Origin of the sequence: Microbacterium sp. UBA1097 (assembly GCF_002313585.1) — a bacterium.
Classification (GTDB): Bacteria; Actinomycetota; Actinomycetes; order Actinomycetales; family Microbacteriaceae; genus Microbacterium.
The window spans coordinates 37,589-55,105 of the sequence record NZ_DCBW01000062.1; the positions used below are offsets into that span (position 1 = coordinate 37,589).

15 protein-coding genes and 1 pseudogene are annotated in these 17,517 nt (G+C 67.9%); 6 read left to right on the forward strand and 10 right to left on the reverse strand.

Annotation, left to right across the window (positions count from 1 at the left end; genetic code table 11):
- Positions 1-939: methyltransferase (locus B4F19_RS15105; RefSeq protein WP_292736009.1), on the reverse strand; the 939-nt coding region annotated here is incomplete at its 3' end.
- A 32-nt stretch (positions 940-971) separates the two neighbouring features.
- Entirely contained in the window at positions 972-1,223 is a 252-nt protein-coding gene (locus B4F19_RS15110) for a DUF4287 domain-containing protein (RefSeq protein ID WP_292736012.1), read from the reverse strand.
- An 86-nt stretch (positions 1,224-1,309) separates the two neighbouring features.
- On the opposite strand from B4F19_RS15110, the pseudogene B4F19_RS15115 reads away from it, so the two are divergent.
- Positions 1,310-2,627 (forward strand): annotated as a pseudogene (locus tag B4F19_RS15115) (acetyl-CoA hydrolase/transferase family protein).
- Positions 2,628-2,649: 22 nt separating this feature from the next.
- Here the strand turns inward: B4F19_RS15115 and B4F19_RS15120 are convergent.
- Positions 2,650-2,889: a hypothetical protein gene (locus tag B4F19_RS15120; protein ID WP_292736015.1), complete on the reverse strand. Its 240-nt coding sequence runs from the start codon at positions 2,887-2,889 to the stop codon at positions 2,650-2,652.
- A gap of 151 nt (positions 2,890-3,040) precedes the next feature.
- Between B4F19_RS15120 and B4F19_RS15125 the strand changes: the two genes are divergently transcribed.
- From B4F19_RS15125 to B4F19_RS15140, 4 genes are all read left to right on the forward strand, one after another.
- A complete protein-coding gene (locus B4F19_RS15125) occupies positions 3,041-3,484 on the forward strand; it encodes a MarR family winged helix-turn-helix transcriptional regulator (RefSeq protein ID WP_228176955.1) in 444 nt (147 codons plus the stop codon).
- Positions 3,481-3,867: a DoxX family protein gene (locus B4F19_RS15130; RefSeq protein WP_228176956.1), complete on the forward strand. Its 387-nt coding sequence runs from the start codon at positions 3,481-3,483 to the stop codon at positions 3,865-3,867. The genes B4F19_RS15125 and B4F19_RS15130 overlap by 4 nt, the downstream gene beginning before the upstream one ends.
- Before the next feature lie 74 nt (positions 3,868-3,941).
- Positions 3,942-4,322, forward strand: a complete 381-nt coding sequence (locus tag B4F19_RS15135) for a DoxX family protein (protein ID WP_292736018.1) — start codon at positions 3,942-3,944, stop codon at positions 4,320-4,322.
- A 64-nt stretch (positions 4,323-4,386) separates the two neighbouring features.
- The gene (locus B4F19_RS15140) at positions 4,387-5,802 is read left to right on the forward strand and encodes an HNH endonuclease signature motif containing protein (protein ID WP_292736021.1); all 1,416 of its coding nucleotides are present in this window, start codon (positions 4,387-4,389) and stop codon (positions 5,800-5,802) included.
- Between the two features lie 6 nt (positions 5,803-5,808).
- On the opposite strand, the gene B4F19_RS15145 is transcribed toward B4F19_RS15140, so the two are convergent.
- On the reverse strand, positions 5,809-6,789 hold the full coding sequence (locus tag B4F19_RS15145; protein WP_292736024.1) for a Gfo/Idh/MocA family protein: 981 nt from the start codon (positions 6,787-6,789) through the stop codon (positions 5,809-5,811).
- A gap of 47 nt (positions 6,790-6,836) precedes the next feature.
- Here B4F19_RS15145 and B4F19_RS15150 point away from each other — a divergent pair, with 47 nt between their 5' ends.
- Complete coding sequence (locus tag B4F19_RS15150; protein WP_292736027.1) at positions 6,837-8,165, forward strand: M20/M25/M40 family metallo-hydrolase; 1,329 nt, start codon at positions 6,837-6,839, stop codon at positions 8,163-8,165.
- A 10-nt stretch (positions 8,166-8,175) separates the two neighbouring features.
- Here B4F19_RS15150 and B4F19_RS15155 read toward each other — a convergent pair whose 3' ends face one another.
- From B4F19_RS15155 to B4F19_RS15180, 6 genes are all read right to left on the reverse strand, one after another.
- Positions 8,176-9,492: an O-acetylhomoserine aminocarboxypropyltransferase/cysteine synthase family protein gene (locus B4F19_RS15155; protein ID WP_292736030.1), complete on the reverse strand. Its 1,317-nt coding sequence runs from the start codon at positions 9,490-9,492 to the stop codon at positions 8,176-8,178.
- 77 nt (positions 9,493-9,569) lie between these two features.
- Positions 9,570-13,448 carry an ATP-dependent RNA helicase HrpA gene (hrpA, locus tag B4F19_RS15160; RefSeq protein ID WP_292736033.1) on the reverse strand — a complete coding sequence of 1,293 codons (3,879 nt, stop codon included), beginning with the start codon at positions 13,446-13,448 and terminating at the stop codon, positions 9,570-9,572.
- A 62-nt stretch (positions 13,449-13,510) separates the two neighbouring features.
- Entirely contained in the window at positions 13,511-15,163 is a 1,653-nt protein-coding gene (locus B4F19_RS15165) for a hypothetical protein (RefSeq protein ID WP_292736036.1), read from the reverse strand.
- A gap of 25 nt (positions 15,164-15,188) precedes the next feature.
- Entirely contained in the window at positions 15,189-16,811 is a 1,623-nt protein-coding gene (locus B4F19_RS15170; RefSeq protein ID WP_292725624.1) for a hypothetical protein, read from the reverse strand.
- A 100-nt stretch (positions 16,812-16,911) separates the two neighbouring features.
- The gene (locus tag B4F19_RS15175; protein WP_292725626.1) at positions 16,912-17,211 is read right to left on the reverse strand and encodes an FHA domain-containing protein; all 300 of its coding nucleotides are present in this window, start codon (positions 17,209-17,211) and stop codon (positions 16,912-16,914) included.
- Positions 17,212-17,308: 97 nt separating this feature from the next.
- The coding region (locus B4F19_RS15180) for a hypothetical protein (protein ID WP_292736039.1) at positions 17,309-17,517 on the reverse strand (209 nt) is incomplete at its 5' end.

Consider the following 17,517-nt stretch of genomic DNA (forward strand, 5'->3'; position numbering starts at 1 on the left):
ACCCCGGTGAAACGGCGGGTTCAGTGCGATGAACGACGCGCTCGCGGCAGGAAGGCTCGCCAGCGCGTCATCGCGAGCCACTGTCATCCGGTCGGCGATTCCGTTGGCGGCGGCGGTCGCCCGAGCCGATGCGACGGCGGCGGCCGACTCGTCCGACGCGTAGACACGCAGCCCCGGATGCCGCAGAGCGAGGGTCGCAGCGACGATGCCGTTCCCGCACGCCAGATCAACCGCCGGATCGTCCGCGTGCCCGGGAATCGTGTCTGGCAGGTTATCGATCAACAGGCGCGTTCCGATGTCAAGCGCTGCCCCGGCGAACACGCCGCCGAAGGCGCGGACCTCGACATCCGTGTCACCGATGCGCAGCCGCGCCGCGGACGGCTCGGGATCCCGACCGTCGTGGGGACCGTGCGCGATAAGCACCCGCGACTTCTGGCGGGCGAGCGAGACATCCACGGTGTCGAAGTGCTCGCGCAGCACGTCGTTCATGCCGAGGCTCATGTGTTTGATCCGCCCGCCCGCGAACACAACGACATCGGGCGCGGCGTGCGCGGCGATCAGCCCCGCGATGTCGCGGAGCGCCTCGAGCGACCGGGGGAGCCGCACGAGCACGACACGAGCATCGCGCACCAGCTCCGGATCGAGAGGGAGCGAGGCGACGGATGCTTCGAGCCCGGTCGACCGCGCGTTGGCAGCCAGCGCGCGCTCGCCGCCGAGGGAGTCCTGATGAACGCGGACGACACCATCGCTGGCATCGCTCGCGCACGCGAGGGCCAGGGCGCCGAACGTGTCGCCGATGACGGCGATCTCGCGCCGCGCAACGCCTTGTCGCGCCTCCGCTGATTCGTCGAGCAGCAGCCGATCCGCCGCATCGTGTGCGCGGCTATCCGGGTCGCCAGCGTCGGGATACGGGCGAAGAGTGTCGAGGTCGAGAGTCACTGGATCCACGCTATCCCGCGCCACGACCGCTCTCAGCTCTTCGCGAGCGCAGCCTTCGTATATGCCACCACCGCGTTCGCGTGGCCGTGACCCGGCCCGTGCTCCGACTTGAGGACATCGACCACAGCCATGTGCGCGTCGCCGGCGTCGAGCCGCTCGACGGCGATGTCGATCCAGTCCTGCACGGGACGACCGTACGTCTTCTCGATACTGGGGAAGTACGCCGGGGGTCCTTTCGGCTTGTCGATGCCGGAAAGGTCGGGGGCGAGCACGCGCGAGGCCATGGCACGACAGTAGCGCTCGCGCTCGACATCGCGGCAGCCCGTCATGCCAGAGTGGATCCGTCGGCGACAGCGCTGGAGGATCACGGATGCCGGTTCAGGATGAGTACCGTCGCAAGCTCATGTCGGCAGCGGATGCCGCGGCATCCGTCCCCTCGGGTGTGCAGGTGCTGGTGGCGATGGGGCTCGGGGCGCCGCCAGCGGTTCTGGCAGCTCTCGCCGATCGTGTGCGTGCCGACGATCTGCTCGACCTCGACCTCTACTACGGCATGGGCGGCGATGCGATCGGTGACACGATCCTGCAGCCGGGGGTCATCGAGAAGCTCCGTGCCCATACGTTCTTCGTCGCCGGGCGCGATCACCACATTATCGCCGACCCTGCCCGGGCCGACCGCGAAACCCTCGACTTCATTCCGGTCAACTTCTCGAACCTGCCGCGCGTGATCCGCGAACACCTCGACGTCGACACGTTCCTGGTGCAGGTCAGCCCGATGGACGCGAGCGGTCACTTCTCGTTCGGCGTCGTGAACGACTACGCGAGCGTCGCGGCGCGCGCCTGTCGCCGCCTGATCGTCGAGGTGAACCCCAACATGCCGCGCGTGTTCGGTGATTCCCTGCTCCACATCGATGAAGTGGACGCGATCGTCGAGCATGCCTCGCCCCTCCCCGAGGTCGCGGAGGCGCCTCCGACGGATGCCGACCTCGGTATCGCGGCGCACGTCGCGGCCCACATTCCCGACGGCGCGACGCTGCAGATCGGTGCTGGCCGGGTTCCCGCTGCCGTCGCTGCGGCGCTCGGCGACCACCGGGATCTCGGCATCCATTCCGCGCTCTTCTCCTCCGCGTTCGTGCCCCTGATCGAGTCGGGCGTCATCACAGGGCGGCGCAAGACCCTGCATCCGCGGCGGCACGTCTGGACCTCGGCAGTCGGGGATGCCCACACCTACGCCTTCATGAACGACAACCCGTCGATGGTGAGTTTCCCGGCCGACTACGTCAACGATCCGCAGGTGATTTCACGCAACGACGCCATGATTTCGGTGAACGCGGCGATCCAGGTCGATCTCTACGGACAGGTCAATGCCGAGATGATCGGCGGCGTGCAGTACTCGGGGTCGGGCGGTCAGTTCGATTTCGTGACAGGCGCGGCCAAGTCGCGCGGCGGCAAGTCCTTCGTCGTGCTGCCCGCCACTGCCAAGAGTGGCGCGGTCTCGACGATCGTGCCGCGGGGTCGACATCGTCACCGACGAGCGTATGGATGTCGAGCATGTCGTCACTGAGCACGGCATGGTGAACCTACGCGGTCTCTCGACGCAGGAGCGCGCGCTTGCCCTGATCTCGCTCGCCGATGACGCCCATAAGGACGCGCTCGCCGAAGCGGCACGTGCCCAGCGTCTCATCGCCTGAGGCGCTCCCCGGCCCTGGATCCCTATCGGTGATGCCGATGTCCCGAGCCGGAAGCGACCGGCTGGGGTCCCGTTGTCGTCGGCACCGGGAGCGCGAAGAACGCTTGGATCTCTTCGAGCACACCAGTGAGGCGCTCTACGGCTGACTGGAGACTGTCGATCGCGTGGAGGGTGGGGTCGTCGGGGTAGCTCTGCTGGGCCTCGTGAAGCTCCGCGAGGGCCCGGCTGAGGTCCTTTCGGATTTCGTACAGCGAGGTGTCCATTTCCCGATGATGACATGACCTACGCGAGATCGCGTAGGGACCTTTTTCCCGGTCATTGCCGCTGACTTCTTTATCCACGACGGTCTGTCCGGTGAGTTCGGGAGGGCGCGGGCTACGATGAAGGATCTGGCGTCCCGCAAAAGGAGATCCCGTGGCAGCTCAGCAACGACGGTTCAGCCCGGTCATCGCGCTGCTGACGATGTCGAGCATCTGGGAGGCGCAGCTCGGGGCGGTTCTGAAGGATCTGGGACTGACCACGCGCAAGTATGCCCTGCTCGGCCACATCTACGGGATGCCGGGCATCTCGTTCAGTGAACTCGCACGCCGCTCCCAGATCACCGTCCAGACCGCGCACACTGCCGTGCGCACCCTCGTCGACGAAGGATTCGTGCACGATTCGACAGCTCACGCCGGTTCGGCGTCCGAGCTGCGCGTCACAGAGAAGGGCGACTGGGCCCTGACCGAAGCCGAAAAGCGGCTGCGTGCTCTCGACCGTGAACTGTCGAAGGGTGCGCCAGAGTTGTCGCAGGCCCTGCGTGGCCTGCACGAGGAACCCGTCGAGGTTCACCCGGCTGCGGGCCGCCGCACGGCATGAGGGTGCTTCGCTGGCTCCTCGCCGCCCTCCTGGTAGCGGCGGGGGTCTCACATCTGACGTGGGGGAGACGAGGCTACCGCATCGTGGTGCCGGACTGGGCGACACGGATGCTGCATACCGACAAGGATGCGGTCGTCGTCGGCTCCGGCGCCGTCGAGATCATGCTCGGCGCGGGCCTGGTTGCGCTGCCGCGCGAGCGCACGCGACTCGGCGCAGCCGTCGCAGTGTTCTTCATCGCGGTGTTCCCGGGCAACGTGCACCAGTGGCAGACGGGTCGGTCTGCGCCGCTGCTCGACACGGATACCCGCCGCTTTGTGCGGCTCTTGCTGCAGCCGCTGCTGGTGGTCTGGGCGCTCGCCGTCGCCCTGTCTCCCCAGCGGTAACGACCCGCGCCGGCCTCGGCTGAGCGTCCGTCGACGACGTTGACTTTGCCGGTTCGGGAGGTTTGGCTGGGCGCATGCGAACAGTACTGAGGTGGATGCTGGCCGGGGCGATGGTGCTCGCGGGGGTGACGCATCTCACGGTGGCCCGCAAGGAGTTCCAGGCACAGGTGCCGCCGTGGGCCGCGGAACTCTCGCCGCTGGATGAGGATGCGATCGTGGTGGCATCCGGCGTTTTCGAGATCATGCTCGGCACGGCGCTTGTCGCACTGCCCAAGGAGCGTCGCCGCGTCGGCGCGATCCTCGCGGCGTTCTTCATCGCGATCTTCCCCGGCAACATCTCGCAGTACGTCGAAAAGCGCGACGGCTTCGGGCTCGATACCGATACGAAGCGTCTCGTTCGGCTGTTCTTCCAGCCGGTACTCGTTGCCTGGGCGTGGTGGTCGACGCGCCGCTGACGGCATTCGGTCCGGCGCCCGGACCCCCGGGGGCAATGTCGGACCCCCCTCGTAGTGTCGGGGTATGGACGATTTCGGCACCACCGAGCCGGGCGAGAACGCTCGTGAGCCGGATGCCGCGTCCTGCGCCCACCAGCACACCGTCGACCCCGACGAGTACCTCGTGGATGAGGGTGATGACTGCTTCGTTCGCGAAGGTGACTTCTGCGACTCCGACGAGGAGCTGGGCTGGGTGCCGGCGCAGCCCGATGCCGTGGCGCTCGTGCTTGAGGTCGCGACGATGGAGGCGGTGTTCGCGGCGCAGCGGCTTGCCCGCATCGACCAGCTGCGTGTCGAGGCGCTCGACGACGTCACGCGATACGGCGGAGGCTCGCGGGAGTTGATCGAGCGCTCGGTGCGGCTCGAGCTGGCCGCAGCCCTCCGGATCACCGAGAACCAGGCCGGAATGCTGATGTACCGTGCCGAGGCACTCGTGCACCGGTACCCGACGGTCTGGAATTCGCTGGCCCATGCGGGCATGACCGAGCGGCACGCGACGATCATCGTGGATGAACTTGCGCCCCTCGAACCGGAGGTTGCGGCGCGGCTCGTCGAGAATGCGCGAGACCTCGCAGAGACCCTCGCGGTCGGGCCGTTCAGGCGGGCGCTGCGACGGCTCATCGATCGGGAACTGGCGCCGACACTGTCGGTGCGGCACGAACACGCCGTCCGACGCCGGAGGATCTTCGTCGAGCCCGAGGCCGACGGGATGTCGTGGCTGCATGCACTGGTGCCGACGGTCGAAGCTCACGCGATTCACGGACGAATGACGGCGAAGGGCAAGGCGTTGCTCGCGGCGCAGGTCGGCGGCGAAGGCGGCGGCTCTCAGCCCGATGACCGCACGCTCGACGAGATCCGTGCCGACATCCTGTGCGATCTTCTGCTTGACGGTATTGTTCCTGCTCACCCGAAGGATGTGCAGGGCATCCGCCCCACGGTTGTCGTGACGGTTCCCGCGCTCGCTCTGCTCGGTGCCGACGGCGATGGCCCTCAGGACCCCGCGGTCGTGGAGGGTGTTGGTCCTATCCCGATCGAGAAGGCGCGGGAACTTGCGGGAGCGGCGACGTCGTGGATCCGGGTACTGACCCACCCCGAAACCGGCGTCGTTTTGTCGGTCGGCAGAACCCGATACCGACCTCCGCCCGACATGGTGGCGCTGACGAAGTGGCGCGCTGAGAGATGCATGGCACCGGGGTGCGGGGTCCCCGCCTCCCGATGTCAGATCGATCACTCGCTCGCGTGGGAACACGGCGGAGAGACCTCGGTCGTGAATACCGCTCCGCTCTGTCAGGGGCACCATACGGTCAAGCACCATGGCGGCTGGCGCGTCATCCAGACCGGAGATGGGTCGCTGCTATGGATTTCTCCGAGCGGTCGTCAGTACATCGTTGCTCCGGAGCGCCGACTTCCCGTCTTCCGGGTGGACTCGGCTGCCGCCTGAGCGGGCTTATTCGCCCGGGTAACGCACCCCGACCTGCGCGCGCAGTTCGTCGAGCACGTGCATGATGGCTACCGACTCGTCCAGCGCAAGCAGGTCGCTGTCGGTCTTGCCCTCGGCGAGCAGCCGCTCGGCGGCGATCGCCTGGTACTGCATGCCCCGGCCCTGAACCTCGCTGTGATACTCCTCGAGAACCTCGCCGTCGTGCGCGACAACACGGAACGAGGTGGGGGTGTACCAGACGCGATCGATGTCAATGCGTGCGTCAGTGCCCAGAACATGGGCGGTGTTGGGTCCGACAGCGCGCGAGGTCGAGATCGAGGTCGAGACCGCGCCACCGGCGTGAGTGAAGATCGTCGCTACCTCGGCATCCGCGCCCGTGTCACCGAGGCGGCCGCGAGCGGTCACCGTCTCCGGCTTCCCGAGCACATCGCAGGCGAACGAGACCGGATAGATTCCGAGGTCAAGAAGCGACCCGCCGCCGAGTTCCAGCGCGTTCAGGCGGTGGCTCGGGTCGGATGAGATCCGCTGGGTGTGGTCGGCGAAAACGGTGCGGATCTCGCCCAGCGTTCCTGCGGCGATGATCTCGCGAATCCTCACCATGTGCGGGAGGTACCGCGTCCACATCGCCTCCATGGCGAGCAGCCCCTGAGCGCGTGCGACCTCGCGCACACGCTCGGCCTCGGGGCCGGTCAACGTGAACGGCTTCTCGATCAGTACGTGCTTGCCCGCTTCGAGCGCGAGCACAGCATTGTCGGCGTGCATCGGATGCGGCGTTGCGATGTAGACGATGTCGACGTCGGGATCGGCGACGAGCTCCTCGTACGATCCGTGCGCGTGCGGAATCGCGAACTGGTCAGCGAACGCCTGCGAAGCATCCGGGCGCCGAGACCCCACCGCCGACACCGTCAGCCCGGCCGTCCGCAGGTCGCTCGTAAAGGCGTGTGCGATACCGCCGGTCGCCAGGATTCCCCATCGCAGTCCAGTCATGGTTCGAGCGTAGTCCGCCCGCGCAGTGCCGCGAGTAGCCTCGAAGCATGAGCACTCCATTGGATCGCTTCCGAGAACTCCTATCCATCCCTACCGTGTCGTACGCCGACGAGTCGCGGATGGATGCGTCGGTGTTCGACGAGTTCCACAGCGCCCTGGAGCGCCTGTACCCGAAGACCCATGAGCGCCTCGAGCGCGACGTGATCGCCCGCCACTCACTGCTGTACCGGTGGCCGGGCGCCTCATCCGAAGATCCGCTCGTGCTCATGGCCCACATGGATGTCGTGCCCGTGGTCGAGGCGGAGTGGCAGCATCCGCCGTTCGGCGCCGAGATCGTGGGTGAGGGCGAGGATGCCGAACTCCACGCCCGCGGCGCGATCGACGACAAAGGATCGCTTGTCGCGATCTTCGAAGCCGTCGAGACCCTCGTCGCCGAAGGCTTCACGCCGGCACGCGACATCTACCTGTCGTTCGGTCACAACGAAGAGACGGCGGGAGACGGGGCGCGGGGAATCGTCGCGCACCTGGAGGAGCGCGGCATCCATCCGGGACTCGTGCTCGATGAGGGCGGCGCCGTCGTCGAGGGCATCATCCCCGGCGTCGACGTGCCCACCGCGATGATCGGTGTCGCAGAACGCGGCGTGATGACGCTCGTTATGACCGTCCGCGAACAGGGCGGCCACGCATCCACGCCGCCCGCGATGCCCGCCACCGCCCGGCTGGCGCGGGCTATCGACCGGCTGCGGCGCAAGCCGTTTCCGACCAGGCTCGCGCCTCCCGTGCGGGCCATGCTCGCCACGCTCTCGCCCCACGCTCCCGAACCGCTTCGGACCCTGTTCCGACGCGGTGAGATTACGGGCCCGCTGCTTGCCGGCGCCTTCACCCTCGGCGGACCCGAGACCAACGCGATGGTGCGCACCACCGCTGTCGTGACCGAGCTCAGCGGCGCACCCGGCGAAAACGTCCTGGCAACGACGGCGAAGGCCTCGGTCAACATCCGCCTGCTCACCGGCGACACCATCGACAGCGCGACGGCGCACGTTCGTCGGGCGGTGGCCGACGAGAAGGTCGAGCTCGAGATCCGTCACGCATCCAACCCGTCACCGGTCTCGCCCTGGCGAGGAGAGCCGTGGCGACGGATCGCCGGCGCGGTCGTCTCGACACTCGGCGGCGACATCGTCCCGACGCCCTACGTGCAGCTGGGAGCCAGCGACAGCCGCTGGTTCACGGCGATCAGCGACCACGTCTACCGGTTCACGCCGTTCCACCTGACCCGGGCCGAGCGTGATGCGTTGCACTCGCACAACGAGCGGATCCGCGTCGAGGTGTGGCTCCGCGGAATCGGCTTCTACCGCGGTCTCATCGAAGCGTCGTAGCCCCGTTCAGCTAGGCCAGCGCTTGCGCCAGGTCTGCGATGAGATCTGCCTCGTCCTCGAGCCCGATCGAGAGGCGGATCGTCCGCGGCGAGATGCCGGCCTCGCGCAGCTGGTCAGCGGTGAGGTGAAGATGGGTCATGGATGCCGGGTGGTTCACCATGCTGCGGGCATCCCCGATATTCGCCACGAGCCGGATGACGCGCAGAGCGTCGATGACCTGCTCGACGCGGCGGTCATCGGCATCCACGTCGCCGGTGCTGGCGAGATCGAACGAGAACACCGATGACGCTCCGCGCGGCAAGTAGTGCTGCGCCGTCGCGTGCCACGGGCTCGACGCGAGGCCCGGATGCCACACCTTCTCGACGGCAGGATGCTGCTCGAGGAACCGGGCGACAGCGAGCGCGCTCGCGGAATGACGCTGCATCCGCAGGTCGAGAGTCTCGAGCCCCTGGAGCAGCTGGAACGACGACCACGCGGGCAGGGTAGTTCCGAAATCGTGCACGAACCGGGTCTTGATGTAGACGACAAGGGCAAGGCCCTGCTCGCCGAAACGGTCCCACAGCACGAGGTCGCCGAACCGGGGATACGGCGTCGTGAACTGGGGCCACCGCTCGGGATCGGCACCGAAATCGAACGATCCGATATCGACCACCACGCCACCGAGGGCAACGCCGTGCCCGCCGATGTACTTCGTGGCGGAATGGATGACGATGTCGGCTCCGTGCTCACCGGGACGCACGAGGTACGGAGAGGCGACAGTGTTGTCGACGACGAGCGGCACGCCCGCGGCGTGGGCGACATCGGCGATGGCACGGATGTCGAGCACGGTCGCCAGGGGATTGGTGATCGTCTCGGCGAAGAAGGCCCGCGTGCTCGGGCGCACCGCATCGCGCCACGCGTCAGTGTCGTCCTGATCGACGTAGGTGACCTCGATCCCGAGGCTCCCGAGCGAGTCCGAGAGCAGATCGACCGTGCCGCCATAGAGCTGGCGGGCAGCTACCACGTGGTCGCCGGCTGAGGCCAGCGCGAGGATCGCCGCGGCCGCAGCCGCCTGGCCGGACGACACCGCGACAGCGGCCCGCCCACCCTCAAGGGCAGCGATGCGCTGCTCGAACACCGCCTGGGTGGGGTTCGCGTTGCGGCTGTAGACGTTCCCGAGACTGCGAAGCGCAAAGACGTCGCGCGCCTGCGCCAGGGAGGGGAACTCGTACCCGTTGGACTGGTAGATCGGCACGACCGCCGTGTTCTGCGCGGTACCCGGCACATAGCCGGCCTGAACCTGGGCGGTCGCGAAGGACGCGGTGGGGTCAGGCGCAGGAGTGCTCACATTCTCATGGTGGCACGCGTAGCCGCTGGCCCCTTCGCTGTGTGTCGCTGTGTGACGGACCGGCGGGCTGCCAGCGATCAGGAGCCGGAGAGGGCCTTCGTTAACCGCTGCAGCGAAACCGGCTCGGCGGTTCCGAGCCCCTGGGCGAACAGGCTCACGCGGTACTCCTCGAGCAGCCAGCGACCGTGCACGAGCGTCGCGGGAGCGTCAGCGGCGAGCGGGATCGTGCCGCCGGCATCCCGATAGATCGCCGCGGCGCGCTCGTACTCGGTCAGGCGCTGGCGATCACGACCGGGGTTGTCGGCGAGCGCGGCGGTGCGGGTGAGCAGGGCCGCGAGATACCTCGGATAGTGTGCGAGGCGCTCCAGTCCTACCGCCGAGACGAACCCGGGATAGACAAGTCCCGACAGCTGTCCGCGAACGTCGGTGAGCGCTGCCAGCAGCGTCATGGCGTTGAGGTTTCGCAGGCCCCGCTCGACGTCGCGCGCCGCGGTGAGGATGCGGGCAGTCAGCGAAACTGCCGAGAACAGCGCGTCAGTCACGTCGGCCGAGAACGCATCCCGCGCTGCCTCGAACTGGGCGCGGGTGCGGATCGGGTCGGGAAAGCGCGCGAGGACCGCGTCTGCCACGGCGACCCGGCAGTCCTCGACAAGGGAGCGCGCCGACGAGTACGGGGATGCCGCGAGCGCGAGCTTCTCTGCGGCGGTGAGGTGGTCGAGCACGTACGCGGCGGGGGAGGGGACCGCCAGCAGCAGCAGGCGACGAAGACCCGCATGGGTGGCTCGCGCGGCGGCCTCCGGAGTGGCGTCGATCCGCAGCGCGACGCTCTCTCCCTCGTCGACGAGGACCGGATAGCCGCGCACCACGCCGCCGGCAACGCGCGTGTCGACGACGGACGGAAGCTCGGAGATCGTCCAGTCGGTGAGCCCCGAGACTTCCGTGAACTGCGCTCTATCGGCATCCGGCCTCGCTCCTGAGGGCCGCGGCGCGCGCTGGGCGGGCGCGGGAGGCCGCTTCGGGGCGGAGAGCGAGGATGCCACGGCGCCGCGCGCGGCCCCGGCCAACTCCTGCTGCAGGCGGGTGAGGTCGCGCCCGGAGCCGAGCGTGCGTCCTCGGTGGTCGACAACCCGGAACGAGATCCCGAGGTGGGCGGGGACGCGCTCGAGGTCGAAATCGTCTGCCGTGACGGGTTGGTGGGCCACGCGCTGGATGCGTGCTGCGAGGGCTGCCCGAAGGGTGGTCGGCGGGAGTCCGCCGTGATCCTCCGGGCCTTCGCCGGCAAGATCTGCCGAGAACCGAGCCGCCCAGTCGGCAGCGGGCACGACGTGACGCCGGATGGTCTTGGGCAGTGCCCGGATGAGGGCGGCGATCAGCTCGTCGCGCAGTCCCGGTACCTGCCAGTCGAATCCGGTATCGCGCAGCCCCGCGAGCAGCGCCACCGGTACCACAGCATTGACGCCGTCGTCGGGTGCACCCGGCTCGAAGCGGTAGCTGAGCGAAAGCACCTGATCGCCCTGTGTCCACCGGGAGGGATACTCGTCGCTGCGCGCTGCCGCGGCGCCCTCGGCGAGATCGGACTCGCCCATGTCGAGCAGGCGCGGTGTGCGATTCGAGGTCTCACGCCACCAGGACTCGAACGAGCGGACGTCGAAGACCTCGCGGGGGATCCGCGCGTCGTAGAACGCGAACACCGCCTCATCACCGGCCAGGATGTCGCGGCGACGCTCCCGCTCCTCGAGCTTCTCCAGGCGCCGCCGCATGTCCGCGTTACGCCGGTCGAAGGCAGTGAGGCGCTTGTCGAGGTTCGCGGCATCCCATTCGCCCTGCACGAGCGCGTGGCGGATGAAGAGCTCGCGTGCGAGCGGCCGATCGAAGCGGGCCAACTGCACGCGGCGCTTCGGGATGATCTCTACCCCGAACAGGGTCACCTTCTCGTACGCGGATGCCGCACCCGCCGATCGAGACCAGTGCGGCTCGCCCAGCTGACGGTGGGCGAGCTCGCCGGCGAGCTCCTCGGCCCAGGCTGGGTCGACCGCTGCGACCGTTCGGGCGAACAGGCGCGAGGTTTCGACGAGTTCTGCCGCCATGACGGCATCCGGGCTCTTCTTGCGAAGCCCCGAGCCCGGGAAGATTGCGAAGCGCGCGCCGCGGGCTCCCCGGTATTCGGCGGTGGGGCGCCGTGGCTTCCCGGAAGCTGCACCCTTGGCTGCGGACGTCGTCGTGCGGTCATCGCGGATGCCGATCTGCGAGAGCAGCCCCGACAAGATCGCGCGATGGACGGCATCGGGGTCGGCGTCGACCCTCGTCTTCGCGCGCCGTGCACCCATGAGGTCCGCGAGCTGGCGGTGCACATCGACCCATTCGCGCACGCGCACGTAGTTGAGGAACTCGGCCCGGCACATCCGCCGAAACGCGCTCGAGCCGAGCTCTACCTGCTTCTCGTGCAGGTAGTTCCACAGACCCAGCAGCGAGAGGAAGTCGCTCGTCGGGTCGGTGAATCGCGCATGCAGGCGATCGGCCTGCTCGCGCTGCTCCTCGGGACGCTCGCGGACATCCTGAATAGACAGGCCGGCCACGATCGCCAGGACACTCGGCAGCACATCCCGCTCGCGCGCTTCGACGAGCATCCGCGCCAACCGCGGATCGATCGGGAGCCGGGCAAGCTCCCGGCCGACCTTCGTGAGTCTGCCTCCCGAGACCGCGCGGAGTTCGACGAGGAGGTCCATCGCAGCCTTCACGCCGCGTGAATCCGGGGGAGTGAGGAACGGGAAGGCTGCGACATCCCCCATTCCGAGGGCCATCATCTGCAGCAGCACGGCGGCCAGATTGGTGCGGAGGACCTCGGGTTCGGTGAACTCGGGGCGCCCGGCGAAATCCTCCTCGGCGTAGAGCCGGATGGCGATACCCGGCGCCGTGCGCCCCGCACGGCCCGAACGCTGCTGCGCGGACGCCTGCGAGATCGCCTCGATCGGGAGTCGCTGGATCTTCGACCGGGCGGAGTAGCGCGAGATGCGCGCGGTCCCGGTGTCGATCACGTACCGGATGCCGGGAACGGTCAAGCTCGTTTCGGCGACGTTCGTGGCAAGGATGACGCGGCGGCGCACGCCGGCGCGGGTCGACGGTTCGAAGACCCGGTGCTGCTCGGCGGCACTGAGGCGACCGTACAGCGGGAGCACCTCGGTGGGAGCGGCATCGTTCGCGTACATGCCGCGGACGGCATCCATCGCATCTCGGATCTCGGACTCGCCGGGAAGGAACACCAGAACGTCCCCGCGCTCTTCGCGGTCGAGCTCTCGCAGCGCGGCGACCAGGCCGTCGATGTCGTCGTCGGCGTTCTCGTCGTGGGGCCGGTAGCGGACCTCCACCGGGTACGTGCGCCCCGACACCTCCACGATCGGGGCAGCCGCCTCAGGATCCTCGGGTCGCGGTGAGAAGTGCCGCGCGAAACTCTCGGGATCGATCGTCGCCGAGGTCACGACGACCTTCAGGTCGGGACGCTTCGGCAGAATCCGGCGGAGGTACCCGAGCAGGAAGTCGATGTTCAGTGACCGCTCGTGAGCCTCGTCGATGATGATCGTGTCATAGCGGCGCAGCAGCCGGTCACGGTGGATTTCGTTCAGCAGGATGCCGTCTGTCATCAGGGTGATGCGCGTGTCCTCGCTCACGGCATCCGTGAACCGTACGCGATAGCCCACCGCGCCGCCGAGGGGCACCTGCAGTTCGCTCGCGATTCGCTCGGCGATCGAACGCGCGGCGATCCGCCGCGGCTGCGTGTGAGCGATGCGACCGCGACCGAGCTCCAAGCAGATCTTCGGAAGCTGGGTCGTCTTGCCCGAGCCTGTCGCCCCCGCGACGATCACGACTTGATGGTCTTCGATGGCGCGCGCGATCTCGTCCCGGGCGGCACTGACGGGCAGTTCCGGCGGGTAGACGATGACGGGTTCTGGCGCGGGCATAGCCTTCGATCGTAACCGCTACGGGCGGCGGTTACGCCGGCCGCGGCAGCGGCGCGAGAATCCTAGATCGCGCCGCGGGACCGCAGGACGGCAAGGACGTGGGGATCGCCGGTGCTGGCAAGCCAGGTCACGAGCTCTGGGTAGAGAGCAGGGTTGGCGGCCAGCGACGGCCAGAGTGATGGGTCCGACGTGTACTGGTAGAGCTCTTCTGCAGGTGTCAGCGGGTCGGCGGCGCGCGCAGCGTAGTAATCCGCGGAGCTGGCGGGAGCCGCCGCATCTGTCGCTGGCGGAGCAAGAGCAGTCGGCGCAGCGGCTCGGTACTGGTCTGCGTCGTACTGGTACGCCGTCGGTGCGGCAGGCGGGGCAAACGTACCCAAATACTCTCGAACCTCGCGCGGCGCCACCAGGGCGTAGGTGACCACCGCGGGCAGTCCCAGCAGAGCGAGATAAAGCACCGGCTCGAGGGCGAGGCCACTGTAGCGGGGGGAGGTCGCGCTCAGAATGAGCGCGACGATCTCTCCGACAGCAGCTCCTGCCATGAGAGACAGGACGATCGTGCGCGACGTCTGAGGCGCACCGACAAGTTGAATCCGTGCGACAAGCGCGACGCCTGCGGCAAGCACCTGAGAGAGCAGGATGCCCACGGAAAAGCCGATGGCGCTCGACGGATCGGTCACGAGCGCGATTACCGCGAACACAGCCAGAATCGTCGAGACGGTTGTCAGCGTGACGAGCGCCTGTCTCGCCGTGAGGAACCAGGTGTTCAGGGGTGGAAGCGCAGTCATCGACGCGAGCAGTGCGGGGCTCGTCAGCAACGCAGCGTAGGCGCCGAACCACACGAGGATGTACCCGCCGCCGTGCAGCGAGCTGAGGGTACCGCCGAGCTCGAAGCCCGTCAGCGCCGAAATGATGATCCCGGCGACAACCGCGATTCCGACCGACCCCGCGATTCGAGGTGCCGTCGGGGAGCGTCGAAGGACGAGGACTGCGGGAAGCGCGAGCGCGACATCCTGGAGGATGAGGACGACGATCGCGGCAGCGGCGTCCCAGCCCGAAATCGCCTGCCACGGCATCGCGAGCAGGAGCAGGATGAACCCTACGAGCATCGTGAGTGCCATGACAGCCAGGACGGTGAAGGTGCCTACGACGCCGCCGCGCGCGAGGCGCCCGCCGCTGAGCGGATCGCGGATCTCGTGCAGCCGCGGTGTCGCGGCGAAGAGTGCCCCGGCCAAGCCGACGATGACAGCCGCGCCGAGTCCGGAACCGACGCCGAGATACTCGGCAACCTCTCCGGCGCCAACGGCGTCAAGGAACATATAGACGACCACGAGGATGGCGTACGGCGCATTCAGTGCAGCACGGAGGGCGGCGGTTCGGCCCGGGGTGAGCCCCGTCCCGAGTGCACCGGCTCGCGCGAGGACGGTGACGGCGACCGACAGGACCGAAAGGATCGTGATCAGCAGCACATCGACCCTCGTCGCGGCTGTCGAGGTGAACGAGTCACCCAGGAGCCCGTCGGTTGAGAACGAGAGAGACCAGGGCAGCGCGAGGGAGACGAGCAAGAGGGCGACGGCTGCTGCATCGCGCACCCAGTCCGAGACCGGGATCGATGAAAGAGGCGATGGTCCTCGTGTGAGGGGTGCGGTGGGATAGGGGACGTACTGCCCCTGATACGCGGCGGCAGAGGAGGGCTGCTCGGGTGCGGGGTAGGTCATCTGGGGTGCGTCTTTCCAGGATGCGTCAGCGGAAGAGTTCGTCGAGAGCGCCGGACTCGTAGTACGGAATGAAGCTATCGACCGCGATGGAGGCTGCGTCGGCGATCGTCGCGATAGGGCTGACGAGCCACCCCCCGCCCTCGCGCACGGCGATGAGATCGACGTCGCCCGCGCCGAGTCTGTCGGTCCACGCGGGGTCATCGAGGCAGGCGCTCCCCGTGCGCTGGTCGGTCCAGTATGTGTACTCGTCCCACCAGGACGAATAGCTGGAATCGAGGTATTCATCGCTCCACTCGGCGCAGACCTCGCTGATGTCATACCGATCGTGGAGTTCGTATCCGTTGGACCACTCCGTGAAGTCGACGAGGAGCTCTTCGATGCTCAATCGGGCGCGGTCACCGTTCGTTGCCGCCGAGAAATCAGCTGTCTCGATGCTCGGGGAGTATTCGTTGACGACGTACTCAAGGTTGAAGACGTCGCCATACAGGGACAGAACGCGCCGCTCAGCGAGGGGCAAGGTCGCCGCGACCCGTTCGATGCGTCCAGATTCCAGAGCGGCGGTAAGTTCCTCGGCCGCAACCTCAGGAGTCTCGAACACCTCGGCCTCGATGATCGCGTCCCCCAGATCGCGGGAATCGACGTAGCCCTGTTCCTCGGACTGCCGCCACTGCAGATCGTAGAAGCTGAGCAGTGGGCTGATGTACCAGCCGTTGCCCTCATCGACGGCAACGAGTGAGATCGGCCCCGCTCCGTACCAATCCGCAGCGTCGCGCGCATCCCAGCTCTGATCGAGGTCGACGTTCGATGACCAGCCATCGACCATGGCGTCGATCGCTTCGTCAATCTCGGCGTCGGAGTAGCCGTAGATCGCGGCCTGTTGCGCTCGGAGCAGAGGCTCGTAGAGGGCTGTCAACGATCGCGCGAGCTCCCTCTCATCACCGGACAGGCGCATCTCACCGTCCGTCCACGAGACGCGCACGACCCCGTCCGCGAGCTGCTCAGTCTCGTATGCCATCGCTGTGGAGCTCAGCTCCGCAGACGCACGCACATCAGCCAGCAACTGTGCCATGTCGGCTCCGCCATCCTCGCCGGGGACCGCGGAGGCCAGACGCTGGAGTGGTTCGACAAACCCGCCGAACTCGCTCGGCGCGAGGGATGTGGCGACCGTGACCGGGTCGACGTTTTCGACGCCCGAGAGCAGGCGGGCAACAGCTCCTTCAGGGCTCGACGCGCCCCGGGTCAGTCCCGAGATCGCCCACCAAGCCCCACCGATGCCGACGAGCATGATTGCAGCGATCCCGATGGATCCTCCGATAAGAATGCCGCGGCGGCGGAAGAAGGGTCCGCGAGGCCGCGTCGGTTGCGTGCCGGGCGCAGGCCCGAACGGTGTTGCGGGGTGCGACGAAAGGGCAGGCTCGACGGCTCGCGCGAACGGGTCGCTGGACGCCGTCGTAGAGAAGACGTCGCCAGCTCCTGTGGCCGGGCCGGCTGGGGGTGTCGCATAGGCGGCGATCCACTCCCGCAGTGCGTCATAGCAGTTTGGGTGTTGGAGTACCCAGGGCGCCAGCTCTGGGTGAGTAGCGACGATCTCTGCAAGCCGCTCCGGCGCCGTGGCAGGGTCCTGGATCTCGCGATAAACGTCGGTCACCGGGGCTCCGATCCTCGTAGGGATGTGTCAGGGTGATCATTCCAGCCAGGTCTCGCGGTACGCGATGGGGACTTCTCCCCGTCATCCAGGGCGCACGGCTTCACGGCCTGTCGACCCGAACAGGCAGCTCCCCGAACGACACAGTCTGGCCGGACAGCACACGGCATCGCTCATGTGGCGCGATGGTGCGCGCGGTGCCGTCGCCGGAAATGATGTCGGTGCCGTTCGTGGAGTCGAGGTCGGTGACCCAGATCGCATCCGCTTCGACCTCGATGAGTGCGTGTGTCTTGGACAGCATCCTCTGCGGGTCTGGGAGCGCGAGCGTGGCCGCATCTGCGTGCAGAGCCGGGGGCGTGGGGCGTCGTCCGATGACCGTTGCGCCGGTGACGGCGAATGTCATGCCATCGGAAAGCGTCAGCGTCCAGGACGGAGCGCGAGCAGCGCGCGAGCGTGGTGTGAGCACCGTTGCTTCGGCTTCGGCTTCGGCTTCGATGGACTCACGAGACGTGGGAGGAGGGGCTGCGGGCGCCCACGCCTCTGGTCGCGGCGCCGGTATCGCCGCTGGCGGCGGAGCGAACGCCGGAGCTACCTGATGCTGTGGGAGTGGCGCGGCGGGCGGCGGTGGCGGCGGTGGAGGTGGCGCCGGTATCGCTGCGAAGGCCTGCGCGACATTCGGTTGGGGAGGCGGCGGTGGAGGAGGCGGCGG

Coding starts and splice junctions, on each gene's coding strand:
- B4F19_RS15110 (WP_292736012.1), bottom strand. CDS start 1,223: ATGGCCTCGCGCGTGCTCGCCCCCGACCTTTCCGGCATCGACAAGCCG.
- B4F19_RS15120 (WP_292736015.1), bottom strand. CDS start 2,889: ATGGACACCTCGCTGTACGAAATCCGAAAGGACCTCAGCCGGGCCCTC.
- B4F19_RS15130 (WP_228176956.1), top strand. CDS start 3,481: ATGAGGGTGCTTCGCTGGCTCCTCGCCGCCCTCCTGGTAGCGGCGGGG.
- B4F19_RS15135 (WP_292736018.1), top strand. CDS start 3,942: ATGCGAACAGTACTGAGGTGGATGCTGGCCGGGGCGATGGTGCTCGCG.
- B4F19_RS15140 (WP_292736021.1), top strand. CDS start 4,387: ATGGACGATTTCGGCACCACCGAGCCGGGCGAGAACGCTCGTGAGCCG.
- B4F19_RS15145 (WP_292736024.1), bottom strand. CDS start 6,789: ATGACTGGACTGCGATGGGGAATCCTGGCGACCGGCGGTATCGCACAC.
- B4F19_RS15150 (WP_292736027.1), top strand. CDS start 6,837: ATGAGCACTCCATTGGATCGCTTCCGAGAACTCCTATCCATCCCTACC.
- hrpA (WP_292736033.1), bottom strand. CDS start 13,448: ATGCCCGCGCCAGAACCCGTCATCGTCTACCCGCCGGAACTGCCCGTC.
- B4F19_RS15165 (WP_292736036.1), bottom strand. CDS start 15,163: ATGACCTACCCCGCACCCGAGCAGCCCTCCTCTGCCGCCGCGTATCAG.
- B4F19_RS15175 (WP_292725626.1), bottom strand. CDS start 17,211: ATGACATTCGCCGTCACCGGCGCAACGGTCATCGGACGACGCCCCACG.